Annotated in this window: 8 protein-coding genes; 5 read left to right on the top strand and 3 right to left on the bottom strand. The window is 72.7% G+C overall.

The window, feature by feature from the left end:
* Window positions 1-154: 154 nt before the first annotated feature.
* Window positions 155-781: a copper resistance CopC family protein gene (locus tag C6W10_RS27435; RefSeq protein WP_234361452.1), complete on the top strand. Its 627-nt coding sequence runs from the start codon at window positions 155-157 to the stop codon at window positions 779-781.
* Between the two features lie 78 nt (window positions 782-859).
* Here the strand turns inward: C6W10_RS27435 and gltX are convergent, their stop codons facing one another.
* Complete coding sequence (gene gltX / locus C6W10_RS27430) at window positions 860-2,269, bottom strand: glutamate--tRNA ligase (protein ID WP_107264334.1); 1,410 nt, start codon at window positions 2,267-2,269, stop codon at window positions 860-862.
* A gap of 196 nt (window positions 2,270-2,465) precedes the next feature.
* On the opposite strand from gltX, the gene C6W10_RS27425 reads away from it, so the two are divergent.
* Entirely contained in the window at window positions 2,466-2,903 is a 438-nt protein-coding gene (locus C6W10_RS27425) for an SRPBCC family protein (RefSeq protein ID WP_107261761.1), read from the top strand.
* Window positions 2,904-2,963: 60 nt separating this feature from the next.
* Here the strand turns inward: C6W10_RS27425 and aceE are convergent, their stop codons facing one another.
* Window positions 2,964-5,720: a pyruvate dehydrogenase (acetyl-transferring), homodimeric type gene (gene aceE, locus C6W10_RS27420; protein WP_107261759.1), complete on the bottom strand. Its 2,757-nt coding sequence runs from the start codon at window positions 5,718-5,720 to the stop codon at window positions 2,964-2,966.
* Window positions 5,721-5,944: 224 nt separating this feature from the next.
* Here aceE and C6W10_RS27415 point away from each other — a divergent pair, with 224 nt between their 5' ends.
* Both C6W10_RS27415 and C6W10_RS27410 read left to right on the top strand, forming a co-directional pair.
* On the top strand, window positions 5,945-6,349 hold the full coding sequence (locus tag C6W10_RS27415) for a YjbQ family protein (protein WP_107261757.1): 405 nt from the start codon (window positions 5,945-5,947) through the stop codon (window positions 6,347-6,349).
* Window positions 6,350-6,420: 71 nt separating this feature from the next.
* Entirely contained in the window at window positions 6,421-8,073 is a 1,653-nt protein-coding gene (locus C6W10_RS27410; RefSeq protein WP_107261755.1) for a DUF4139 domain-containing protein, read from the top strand.
* A 104-nt stretch (window positions 8,074-8,177) separates the two neighbouring features.
* Here the strand turns inward: C6W10_RS27410 and C6W10_RS27405 are convergent, their stop codons facing one another.
* Window positions 8,178-9,830 carry an alkaline phosphatase gene (locus C6W10_RS27405; RefSeq protein ID WP_107261753.1) on the bottom strand — a complete coding sequence of 551 codons (1,653 nt, stop codon included), beginning with the start codon at window positions 9,828-9,830 and terminating at the stop codon, window positions 8,178-8,180.
* Between the two features lie 299 nt (window positions 9,831-10,129).
* Between C6W10_RS27405 and C6W10_RS27400 the strand changes: the two genes are divergently transcribed.
* Window positions 10,130-12,544 carry a transketolase C-terminal domain-containing protein gene (locus C6W10_RS27400; protein WP_369938717.1) on the top strand — a complete coding sequence of 805 codons (2,415 nt, stop codon included), beginning with the start codon at window positions 10,130-10,132 and terminating at the stop codon, window positions 12,542-12,544.
* Window positions 12,545-12,637 lie beyond the last annotated feature (93 nt).

Here is a 12,637-nt window from a genome sequence, read left to right as displayed (position 1 = left end):
CGACACTGTCCGGGATGGACCTGTCGTACTCACTACAAAGACTCCGCAGAACGCCGCTCGGTTGCACCTGGACGAGCGGTTATTTGGAACTATCTGCGATCTAGGGTCGACTAGGTCGACGAGCCAATGATCAGTTGTGCGAAATCGTAGCGGGATGGGGGCGATCATGGGGGCCCGGGTCACCCGTGTCGGGACACTGGTGCTGAGCGTCGTGCTGGTGGCGCTCGGCGTGCTCCTGCCGGCCGGTCCCGCCGCCGCGCACAACTCGCTGACCGGCAGCGATCCCCGCAACGGCGCCCGGCTCGGCAAGGCGCCGGCCACCGTGCGGCTGACCTTCCTGAACAAGCTCGACCCCGGCACCACGAGGGTCACGCTAACCGGCCCGGACAACGTCGACGCGGCGGCGGGAAAGCCGGTCTTCTCCGGCCCCCGGGTCACCGTGCCGGTCCGGCCGGGGGCCGCCGGGCTCTACATCGTCCGGTACCAGGTCGCCTCCGGCGACGGGCACCCGGTCAAGGGGGAGGTCCGGTTCACCCTCACCGTGGGCGCCACCCCGACCGCCTCGCCGTCGGCCGCCGTGCCCACCCCGACCGCTCCGGTCGGTTCCGCACCGGCCGCTCCGCCGTCACCGGCCGAGGCGGAGCCGTTGAGCCCGGCCGCCGACTCGTCGGGGCCGGGGTGGTGGCCCTGGCTCGCCGGTGCCGTGCTGGCGCTGGCCGCGCTGGCCGGCGCGGCGCTGCTCCGCCGCCGGGCTTCGGGCCGCCGGGGTTCGGCGAACTGAGGCGCCGCCTCCGTCGGACCAGCCGGAGCGTCGATCCGCGCAGCCGAAGCGTCGGTCAGGCCAGCCGAGAAGCGTCGGTCAGACCAGCCGGAGGCGGGCCGCGCGCAGCCGGCTGAGGCTACGCTCCCGGCCGAGTACGGCCAGCGACTCGAAGAGCGGCAGCCCGACGCTGCGCCCCGTCACGGCCACCCGGACCGGCGCCTGCGCCTTGCCGAGCTTCAGCCCCCGGCGGGCGCCGACCTCCTCCAGGGTCGCCTTCAGCGGCTCGGCCGCCCACTCCGGCAGGGCCTCGAAGGCGGCGATCGCCTCGTCGAGCAGTTCGGCGGAACCCTCCTTCATGGCCTTCGCCCAGGCCGCCTCGTCGATCAGCGGCGAGTCCAGGAAGAGGAAGTCGACGTTCGGCACGATCTCGCTGAGTACGGCGATCCGGGTCTGTGCCAGCGGCGCCACGGCGGCGAAGGCGGCCGGGTCGAACTCGGCCGGCTGCCACGGCGGCGGGGCGATGGTGTCGGTACCGGTCAGCCACGGCTGGCAGGCCGCGACGAACTCGTCGACGGACAGCGCCCGGATGTACTCGCCGTTGAAGGCCCGCAGCTTCTTCTCGTCGAAGAAGGCGGGTGACGGGTTCACCTCGGCGAGCCGGAACTCGGACTCGATCACCGACCAGGGCACGATCTCCCGGTCGCCCGACGGCGCCCAGCCGAGCAGCATCAGGTAGTTGCGCATCGCGTCGGCGAGGTAGCCCTCGTCCCGGTACGCCTCCAGGGCCACCTTGTCGCGCCGCTTGGAGAGCTTCTGCCGCTTCTCGTTGACCACCACCGGCACGTGGGCCCAGATCGGCGGCTTGACCCCGAGCGCGTCCCAGAGGAGCTGCTGCTTGGGGGTGTTCGGCAGGTGCTCCTCGGCCCGGATCACGTGCGTGATGCCCATGGTGAGGTCGTCCACGACGTTGGCCAGCAGGAAGACCGGCGAGCCGTCGCCCCGGGCGATCACGAAGTCCTCGATCAGCCTGTTCTCGAAGGTCGGCTCGCCGCGGATCAGGTCGACGACCACCGTCTCGCCCTCGTCGGGGGTGCGGAAGCGCAGCGCGCGTCCCGGTGCCGCCTCCAGGCCGCGGTCGCGGCAGAAGCCGTCGTAGCCCTGGTACTGCGAGCCGGTGCGGGCCTGGATCGCCTCCCGGGTGCAGTCGCAGTAGTACGCCCGGCCGGCGCGGTGCAGCCGGGTCGCGGCGTCGCGGTGCTCGCCCGCGTTCGCGGACTGGAAGTACGGTCCCTCGTAGCTGCCCCGGGCGATCCCGATCCAGTCCAGTGCGGAGAGGATGCCCTCGATCCATTCCGGCCGGTTGCGGGCCGCGTCGGTGTCCTCGACGCGCAGCACGAAAACGCCGCCCTGCTGCTTGGCGAAGATCCAGTTTTGCAGGGCCGAGCGGGCGCCTCCGACGTGGAACATTCCAGTCGGGGAGGGGGCAAAGCGTACGCGTACCGTCACGGCCTCCAGCCTACGCACGGCCCCGGGGCGGCCCGCCACCAGGTTTCCCGTCGTCCGGTTCCACGGGTGCTCCGGGCCGGTGAATCCCACGGCGGTAGTTTCCCCCGGCGTGTCGGTGGCTAATCGTCCGTTTTCGTCCGTAATCGTGAATAAGCTGCCAATGGTCACGGGTTGTCCGCAATGGAGGCGACTGAGGATGATGCTCATCGAACGCAGCACGCGGGTGTCCGCACCGATCGAGGCGGTGTGGGACCTCGTTCAGCGGGCCGAACACCTGCCGGGCTGGCTGGCCGGGGTACGACAGGCGGAGGTGCTCTCCGGGGAGGGCATCGGCCGCCGCCAGCGGGTGCACGCGGCCGGACGGGCGATGGACGCCGAGGTGATCGCGTACCAGGAGCCGACCCTGATCGCCTGGCGCGAGCGGGCCGAGGGCTCCGGGGCCCGGGCCGAGGCCCGCACCGAGGTCTACGTCGAACTGGCACCCGAGGAGGACGGCACCTCGGTACGCCTGATCATGGTCCGCTGGCCCGCCGGCCCGGTCAGCGGGGCGCTGCTGCGCTGGGGGATGCGTCGGGTCGGTGCCGACCTGGAGGGCTCGCTCGCCCGGCTCACCGGGCTGGCCACCGTCGGCTGAGGGGCGGGCCGTCGCCGTCGCGACGTCCCGCCCCCCAAGCTGCCGATCAGTGCGGAACCGTCAGGAGTCCCCGCCGGTCTCGCCCACCGGTGCCGCCGCGATGTCGTCGATCGCGTACTTCTTCGCGGCCTCGGCCGGCACCGACGCCGGCACCACGCCGCGCCGCGCCAGCTGGCGCAGCGTCGCCACGGTCACCGACTCGGCGTCCACGTGGAAGTGCCGGCGCAGCGCGTGCCGGGTGTCCGAGAGCCCGAAACCGTCGGTGCCGAGCGAGGTGTAGTCGCCGGGGATCCACCGCGAGATCAGGTCCGGTACCGCCCGCATCCAGTCGCTGACCGCCACCACCGGTCCGTCGGCGTCGGCCAGCTTGCGCTGGACGTACGGCACCCGAGGCTCGTCACCCGGGTGCAGGAGGTTGTACTCCTCGCACTCCACCGCGTCCCGGCGCAGCTCCGTCCAGGAGGTGACCGACCAGACGTCGGCCGCCACCCCCCAGTCCTGGGCCAGCAGGTTCTGCGCCTTGAGCGCCCACTGCATGCCGGTGCCCGAGGCGAGGATGTTGGCCCGGGGCGCGTCGCCGCCGTCCTGCCCGCCGACCGACCCCGCCGGCGAGTACTTGTAGATCCCCTTGAGCAGCCCCTCCACGTCCACGTTCTCCGGCTCCACCGGCTGGAGGATCGGCTCGTTGTAGACGGTCAGGTAGTAGAAGACGTTCTCCGGCCGCTCGCCGTACATCCGGTGCAGGCCGTTCTCGAAGATGTGCGCGATCTCGAACGCGAACGCCGGGTCGTACGCCACCACGGCCGGGTTGGTCGCGGCGATCAGGTGCGAGTGGCCGTCCTCGTGTTGCAGGCCCTCGCCGTTGAGCGTGGTCCGGCCGGCGGTGGCGCCGAGCACGAAGCCCCGGGCCATCTGGTCGGCCGCCGCCCAGAACGCGTCACCGGTGCGCTGGAAGCCGAACATCGAGTAGAAGATGTACAGCGGGATCATCGGCTCGCCGTGCGTGGCGTACGACGAACCGGCGGCGGTGAACGAGGCCACCGAACCCGCCTCGTTGATCCCCTCGTGCAGGATCTGCCCGCTGGTCGACTCCTTGTACGACAGGAACAGCTCCCGGTCGACCGAGGTGTACTTCTGGCCGTGCGGCGAGTAGATCTTCTGGGTCGGGAAGAGCGAGTCCATCCCGAAGGTCCGCGCCTCGTCCGGGATGATCGGCACGAACCGCTTGCCGAACTCGCGGTCCTTCATCACGTCCTTGAGCAGCCGGACGAAGGCCATGGTGGTGGCGATCTTCTGCTTGCCGGAGCCCTTCTTGACGTCGGCGAAGCGCTCGCTGCCCGGCACCGGCAGCGGCGCCCACTCCGTACGCCGGCTCGGCAGGTAGCCGCCGAGCTGCTGGCGCCGCTCGCGCAGGTATTCCGCCTCCTCGGACTTCTCGCCCGGGTGGTAGTACGGCGGCAGGTAGGGGTTGGGCTCCAGCGCCGAGTCGGGGATGTCCAGGTAGAGGCGGTCGCGGAAGCTCTTCAGGTCGTCCAGGGTGAGCTTCTTCATCTGGTGCGTGGCGTTGCGGCCCTCGAAGCTCGACCCCAGGGTCCAGCCCTTGATCGTCTTCGCCAGGATCACCGTCGGCTGGCCGGTGTGCTCGACCGCCGCCTTGTACGCCGCGTAGAGCTTGCGGTAGTCGTGCCCGCCCCGCTTGAGGTTCCAGATCTCGTCGTCGGAGAGCCCCTCGACCATCTTGCGGGTGCGCGGGTCACGGCCGAAGAAGTGCTCCCGGACGTACGCCCCGGACTCCGCCTTGTAGGTCTGGTAGTCGCCGTCCGGCGTGGTGTTCATCAGGTTGACCAGCGCGCCGTCGGTGTCCGCGGCGAGCAGCGGGTCCCACTCCCGGCCCCAGACCACCTTGATCACGTTCCAGCCGGCGCCCCGGAAGAACGCCTCCAGCTCCTGGATCACCTTGCCGTTGCCCCGCACCGGCCCGTCCAGCCGTTGCAGGTTGCAGTTGATCACGAAGGTGAGGTTGTCCAGCTCCTCGCGGGCGGCCGCGCCGATCGCGCCGAGCGACTCGACCTCGTCCATCTCACCGTCGCCGAGGAACGCCCAGACGTGCTGCTGGGAGGTGTCCTTGATGCCCCGGTGGTGCAGGTAGCGGTTGAACCGGGCCTGGTAGATCGCGTTGATCCCGCCGAGCCCCATCGAGACGGTGGGGAACTCCCAGAAGTCCGGCATCAGCCGAGGGTGCGGGTACGACGGCAGGCCGCCACCCGGGTGCGACAGCTCCTGCCGGAAGCCGTCGAGCTGGTCCTCGGTCAGCCGCCCCTCCAGGTACGCCCGGGCGTACATGCCGGGGGAGCCGTGGCCCTGGTAGAAGATCTGGTCGCCGCCGCCGGGGTGGTTCTTGCCCCGGAAGAAGTGGTTGAACCCAACCTCGTAGAGCGACGCCGAGCTGGCGTAGGTGGAGATGTGCCCGCCCACGCCGATCTCCGGCCGCTGCGCCCGGTGCACCAGCATGGCGGCGTTCCACCGGATGTACGCCCGGATCCGCCGCTCGATGTGCTCGTCCCCCGGGAACCAGGGTTCCTGCTCCGGCGGGATCGTGTTGAGGTAGTCGGTGGTGGTCAGGGGCGGCACCCCGACCTGGCGCTCCCTGGCCCGCTCCAGCAGGCGCAGCATGACGTAGCGGGCGCGTTTGGCACCGCGCTCGTCAATGACACCGTCAAGCGACTCGACCCACTCGCTGGTTTCTTCGGGGTCGATGTCCGGAAGCTGGCTCGGTAGGCCGTCGCTGATCACCGGGCGCTTGCGTTCCGTGGCCACAGGCGTTCCCTAGGTTGTGTGTGGGATAGGTCTCTAGCGCCATCCTGCCCCCTCATGCCTGGCTCCGTCACCTCTAGACCCGGCAGAGGCGACGCGCGACACAGGTACCAGGCGGTAACTTTTCGGCAACAGGTCGTTTTCACCTCAGGAATTCCAGGATCGCGCGGCGGGGCGGAAAGCGGGCCGCCCCGACCTGCCGCCGCCGCCTCGGGGAGACTGGGTGGATGCAGAGTGAGGTGATCACCATTCGGACCGGTTCCCGGCCCGTGGTCCGGGACATCACCCGGGAGGCCGAGCAGTTCCTCGCCGGCCGGGGCGACGGGCTGCTGCACGTCTTCGTCCCGCACGCCACCGCCGGGCTGGCGATCATCGAGACCGGGGCCGGTTCCGACGACGACCTGCTGACCGCCGTGGACGAACTGCTCCCCACCGACGACCGCTGGCGGCACCGGCACGGCTCACCGGGACACGGCCGGGACCACGTCCTGCCCGCCTTCCTGCCGCCGTACGCGACCCTGCCGGTACTCGACGGCCGGCTCGCGCTCGGCACCTGGCAGTCGATCTGCCTCGTCGACCCGAACGGCGACAACGCCACCCGCCAGGTCCGGTTCTCCTTCCTGCCGGGCTGACCGGTTCTCCTGCCGGACCGGAGGAAACCTCGGGAGAGCCGGCCGTGGCGGCGGGTCGGTAGCCTCGCGCGATGACCCCATCCCGAATCGACGCGCCGATCGTCGCCGTGACGGTCTATCCGGACCGGGCCCGGGTGACCCGCCGGACCGATCTCCAGCTCCCGCCCGGTGAGCACCGGATAGGGATCGGACCACTGCCGCTCGGCCTGCTCCGCGACTCGCTGCGGGTCGGCGGGCGCGGCCCGGCGACCGTACTCGGGGTGGACGTGTCGACCGAGGTGCTGCCCCGGGCCACCGAGGGGACCGCCGCCGAACTCGCGCAGCGGCGCCGCGACATCACCGCCGAACTGGCCGGGCTGGCCGACGCCGAAGCCGTCGAGCAGCAGCGCGCCGACTTCCTGGCGCTGCTCACCCAGCGGGCCGGGGCCAGCTACGCCCGGGCCCTCGCCGCCGGGGACGCCACCCCGGGCGACGTCGCCGGTTTCACCGACTCGGTGGCCGAGCAGACCGCCGCGAGCCAGGCCCGCCGCCGGGAACTGTCCCGCCAGCAGGAGGAGGCCCGGGAACGGCTGGCCGCCGTCGAGCGGGAGATCGCCGCGCTCTCCGGCCGGCGGTCGCCGGACCGGCTGGCCGCCGAGGTGACCCTGCGGATCGAGCCCGACGGCGACGACGAGCCGGACGGATCCGAGCGCTCCGCCGAGGTCCAGCTCGAACTGTCGTACGTGGTGGAGGGCGCCGGCTGGACCTCCTCGTACGACCTGCGGCTGGTCGAGGAGACCCTGACGCTCACCTGGTTCGGGCTGGTCAGCCAGCGCACCGGGGAGGACTGGCCCGAGTGTGAACTGCTGCTCTCCACCGCCCGCCCGGCGACCGGCACCGAGCTGCCGGAGCTGGAGCCGTGGTATCTCCACCAGGCGGAGCCGGTGGGCCGGCTGGAGCAGCAGGGCGGCCGGGGCGGCGAACCGGTCCGGGCGAGGGCGGCCGGCGGGCCGATGACCCCGGCCGCGATGCCGGCGTCGGCTGCCGCCGGCAAGGCCCAGCCGTTCGGCGCCGCACCCCGCCCGCCCGCCCCGGTGGCACAGTCCGGGGCCACCCTCGCCCAGGGCGCGCTGGCCGCCACCTACCGGCCGGCCCGCCCGGTGGCCGTACCGGCGGACGGGGGCGCGCACCGGGCCGTCGTCGCCGTACTGGAGCTGGCGGCCCGGCTGGACCACGTCACCGCGCCGGTGCGTACCCCCGGGGTGCACCTGCGGGCCACCGCCGTCAACGGCTCCGAACACACCCTGCTGCCCGGGCCCGCGTCGGTCTTCCACGGCGGTGACTTCGTCGGCGGCACCACGCTGCCGACCTGGGCGCCGGGGGAGGAGGTCGAGGTGGCGCTCGGACTCGACGACCGGATCCGGGTGAAGCGGGAGCTGGTGCGGCGCAGCGACACCAGGGCCACCCTGGGCTCGACCCGGCGGCGCGAGGTCGAGTACCGGATCACCCTGGCCAACCACACGCCCCGGCCGGCCCGGTTGACGGTGCGGGACCAGCTCCCGGTCTCGCGCAGCGAGGGGATCACGGTCCGCGAGCTGCGGCTCGACCCGCCGCCGGACGAGCGGGCCCCGCTCGGCGAGCTGATCTGGCGGCTGGAGCTGCCGCCGGGCGGCTCCCGGGAGATCGTCACCGGGCTGCGGGTGGAGCTGGCCAAGGGGGTCGAACTGCTCGGCTGGCGCGAGTAGCCCGCACGGGTGCCCGGCCGGCGGCCCCGGCCGGCCCGGGCGGCGAACCGGGCCGGCCAGGGTCGACCCGGCGGGACCGGCGGGTCGACGCGGTGCGCGGTCGGTCAGGGCCGCAGGTTCTCCCGGGCCGCGGTCTCCGCCGCCTGGTCGACCAGGGACCGCGCGGTGGCGGTGGCCGGGTCGACCGGCCGGTCGTACGTCTGGTGCAGCCCCGGCACCCGGTCCTCGACCACGAACGACGCCCGGGTGTACGCCTCCGCGCCCGGCGTGCTGACCTGCGGCAGTACCTTGAAGTCGGCCCGCAGCTCCCAAGCGGTGAACCGGGTCAGCACGTAGCCGCGCTGGTTGTTGTGGAACCGCAGGTGCGGGTTGTGCGGGAAGTACGGGTGGCTGCCGGTCACCGAGTCGGCGCCGTTGCCGCCCGAGGTGATCGACGAGCAGACCAGCTCGGCGCCGACCGTCCGGGAGGTCGGGTCGTCGTAGTCGAGCTTCAGGTCGGTGGCCCAGTGCGCGTGCACGTCACCGGTGAGCACGATCGTGTTGCGGACCTTCGCCTGCACCCAGCCCCGGGTGATCCGGTCCCGGGAGCCGACGTACCCGTCCCAGCTGTCCATCGAGGTGAACCTCGCCGGGCCGGCGTCGGTGTCCCGCTGGCCGAAGAAGACCTGCTGGCCGAGGACGTCCCAGCGGGCCTCGGAGCGGCGGAAGCCGTCGATCAGCCAGCGCTCCTGCTCGGCTCCCGTGATCGAGCGGGCCGGGTCGAGCGCCGCCGGGCAGTCCCTCGTACCGTCGCCGCAGGCCTGGTCGTCCCGGTACTGCCGGGTGTCGAGCATGTGGAAGTTGGCCAGCCGCCCCCAGCGGATCCGTCGGTAGAGCTGCATGTCGATGCCGTTCGGGATCGAGGTGCGGCGCAGCGGCATGTTCTCGTAGTACGCCTGGAACGCCGCCGCCCGACGGGCCAGGAAGTCCGGCTGCGGGATCTCCGGCTTCTCGTAGACCTCGTCGGCCCAGTTGTTGTCCAGCTCGTGGTCGTCCCAGACCACCACCCAGGGCGCGACCTGGTGCGCGGCCCGCAGGTCCGGGTCGGACTTGTACTGCGCGTGCCGCTGCCGGTAGTTCGCCAGGGTGACCGTCTCCGGCCCCTCGTGGTCGCGCGGGTTCCCACCCGGAATGGTGTACGAGTCCTTCGCGTACTCGTACTGGTAGTCGCCGAGGTGCAGCACCAGGTCCGGCTCCTCCTCGGCGAGCCGCCGGTAGGCGGTGAAGTAGCCGTGCTCGTACTGCGAGCAGGAGGCGAAGGCCATGGTCAGGGCGCCGCCGAGCGCCCAGGGCGCCGGGGCGGTACGGGTCCGGCCGACCGGTGAGGTGTGCCGCTCGGCGTGGAACCGGTAGAAGTACTCGCGTCCCGGCTGCAAGCCGTGCAGCTCGACGTGCACGCTGTGCCCGGACTGCGGGCGGGCCACCGCCGTGCCCCGGCGTACCACGTGCCGGAACCGCTCGTCGGCGGCGAGTTCCCAGCGGACCGGGACGGCCCGGTTCGGCATGCCGCCGAGGCCGTCTTCGGCCAGCGGGGTCGGCGCGAGCCGGGTCCAGAGCACGAAGCCGTCGGAGTCCGGGTCGCCGGAGGCGACGCCGAGGGTGAAGGGGTCGGCGGCCAGCGGCCGGGCGGCGGCGGACGCGGCGGGCAGGCCGGTCACCGCGCCGGCGGCCCCGACCGCGGCGCCGGTGAGCAGGAGGGTACGGCGGGACAGAGCCATCGAGATCTCCCAAGATCCGGTGGACAGGCTCCGAGCAGCCTGGCGAGCACCGGTTCCTCGGGTCGATCGTCCCGATAACGCCCCGTCGAACAGTACGTAAATGAAAGGGGCGGCTTGCCCGGTTCGGGCCTTCCCCGCCGCGCCGCGCCCCGGCGAACCTGCACGGAGGGTTGCGGACGCCACGGGCGGTTGTGACGTGTCTGAGTGGTCACGGGTGGCCGGCGTCGGTAATGCTGTCGGACGTGACCACCCCCCAAGATCTCGACGAACGGTTCCGGGAGGCGGTCGGCGCCATCGAGGTGTCGGCGACCGGGCGCACGCCCGCCGACCCGGTCCGGGACGGCGGCACGCTCGACGGCCGTACGGCGCTGGAACTGTTCGACGCCCAACTGGTCAGCCGGCATCTTGATCTCGCGGCGCGCTGGCTGCGCAGCTTCGGCGAGGGGTTCTACACCATCGGCTCCTCCGGGCACGAGGGGAACGCCGCGGTGGCGCTCGCGGTCCGGCCCACCGACCCGGCCCTGCTGCACTACCGGTCCGGCGCGTTCTACTGCGCCCGGGCGGCGCAGGCCGAGGCCGAGGGCGCCGCCGCGCGGGCCGGACAGGCCGACGGCCCGGCACACCGGGTCGGGGTCGCCGAACGGGTGGCCGAGGCGATGCGCGGCCAGGACGGCAACGGGAACTCCGCCGACCGGGACGGCGACGCCGACGACGGGGCCGGCGCGCCGGAGCCGGTCCTCGACGCCGCCCGGGACGTACTGCGCGGGGTGGTGGCCTCCGCCGACGAGCCGATCGCCGGTGGCCGGCACAAGGTCTTCGGCAACGCCTCCATCGCCGTCGTGCCGACCACCTCCACCATCGCCTCGCACCTGCCCCGGGCGGTCGGGATCGGCTTCGCCGTCGAACGGCTGCGCCGGCTCGGTGACGGCCGGGGCCGGCCGACCGGGCGGCGGGCGGCCGGCGGCCCGACCCGACAGCGCGGCGAGACCGATCCGGCCTGGCCGGCCGACGCCATCGTGGTCTGCTCGTTCGGCGACGCCTCGGTGAACCACGCCACCGCCGTCGCCGCGTTCAACACCGCCGGCTGGTGCGACCACACCGGGCTGCGCATCCCGGTGCTCTTCGTCTGCGAGGACAACGGGCTCGGGATCAGCGTCCGGTCGCCGGACGGCTGGGTGGCGCAGACGCTGCGGGCCAAGCCGGGGATCCGGTACTTCTCGGCGGACGGCTGCGACCTGGTCGAGACGTACGACGTGGCGGTCGAGGCGGCGGCCTGGGTGCGCCGGCACCGCCGCCCGGCGGTACTGCACCTCTCCACGGTGCGGCTGATGGGGCACGCCGGGGCGGACGCCGAGATCGCGTACCGGAGCGCCGCCGAGATCGCCCGGGACGTGGACCGGGACCCGGTGGTGGCCACCGCCCGGCTGCTCGCCGAGGCCGGCCTGGCCACCCCGGAGGAGCTGATCGCCCGCTACGACGAGGTCGGCTGGCAGGTCCGCAAGGTCGCCGAGGAGGTGCTCGGCGAACGCAAGTTGGAGAGTGCGGCGGACATCGTGGCGCCGCTGGCACCCCGGCGGCCGGTCCGGGTCGCCCGGGCGGTCACCGACGCCGCCGGCCGGGCCGCCGGGCCGGGTGCCGCCGCCCGCAGCGCCGCCTTCGACGGCAAGCTGCCGGAGCAGGCCGGGCCGCTCACCCTGGCCCAGACCATCAATGCGGCGCTCGCCGACGGGCTGCTCGACTATCCGGGCATGACCGTCTTCGGCGAGGACGTGGCGGCCAAGGGCGGGGTGTACGGGGTCACCAAGGGCCTGCGGGAGCGGTTCGGCGCGCCCCGGGTCTTCGACACGCTGCTGGACGAGACGTCGATCCTCGGGCTCGGGCTCGGTGCCGGGCTGAGCGGGATGCTGCCGGTGCCCGAGATCCAGTACCTGGCGTACCTGCACAACGCCGAGGACCAGTTGCGGGGCGAGGCGGCGACGATGCAGTACTTCTCCCGGGGCGCCTACCGGAACCCGATGGTGGTGCGGATCGCCGGGCTCGCCTACCAGGAGGGGTTCGGCGGGCACTTCCACAACGACAACTCGCTGGCCGTACTCCGGGACGTTCCGGGGCTGGTGCTCGCGGTGCCGGCCCGGGCCGACGACGCCGCCCCGATGCTGCGCTCCTGCCTGGCCAGCGCGGCGGTCGACGGCAGCGTCTGCGTCTTCCTGGAGCCGATCGCGCTCTACCACACCCGCGACCTGCACGCCGACGGCGACGGGGAGTGGCTCGCCCCGTACCTCGGTCCGGGCGGCTGGACGGCCAGCCACGTGCCGATCGGCCGGGGCCGGGTGTACGGCGTCGGCTCGGCCGAGGACGTCACGATCATCACGTTCGGTAATGGCGTTCGCATGTCGCTGCGGGCCGCCGCGAAGCTGGCCGAGGAGGATGTCGGCGTCCGGGTGCTGGACCTGCGCTGGCTGGCTCCGCTGCCGGTCGCGGACATCATCCGGGAGGCCCAGGCCACCGGCCGGGTGCTGGTCGTGGACGAGACGCGCCGGTCCGGCGGGGTCGGTGAGGGGGTGGTGGCGGCACTGGTTGATGCCGGTTTTGTCGGTTCTGCCCGTAGGGTGGCTTCTATCGATACCTTTGTCCCGTTGGGTCCGGCCGCCCGTCACGTACTGGTCTCCGAAGAGGCCATTACCCAGGGTGCCCGAACGCTGCTGGCACGGTAAATTCCCTTCGACTCGGTGCGCCACTTGCGCGCGACCGGACAACTGTGTGGACTTTGCGTCATCGGCGTCGCACGGATGCCGCTGGCAGGGAGA

Source organism: Plantactinospora sp. BB1, from assembly GCF_003030385.1.
Taxonomy (GTDB): domain Bacteria; phylum Actinomycetota; class Actinomycetes; order Mycobacteriales; family Micromonosporaceae; genus Plantactinospora.
This window is presented reverse-complemented; position numbering and strand designations above follow the sequence as displayed.

Excerpts from the sequence above, each read along its gene's own strand:
- C6W10_RS27405 (WP_107261753.1), bottom strand. The coding sequence starts at position 9,830 with ATGGCTCTGTCCCGCCGTACCCTCCTGCTCACCGGCGCCGCGGTCGGG.
- C6W10_RS27435 (WP_234361452.1), top strand. The coding sequence starts at position 155 with ATGGGGGCGATCATGGGGGCCCGGGTCACCCGTGTCGGGACACTGGTG.
- C6W10_RS27425 (WP_107261761.1), top strand. The coding sequence starts at position 2,466 with ATGATGCTCATCGAACGCAGCACGCGGGTGTCCGCACCGATCGAGGCG.
- C6W10_RS27415 (WP_107261757.1), top strand. The coding sequence starts at position 5,945 with ATGCAGAGTGAGGTGATCACCATTCGGACCGGTTCCCGGCCCGTGGTC.
- C6W10_RS27410 (WP_107261755.1), top strand. The coding sequence starts at position 6,421 with ATGACCCCATCCCGAATCGACGCGCCGATCGTCGCCGTGACGGTCTAT.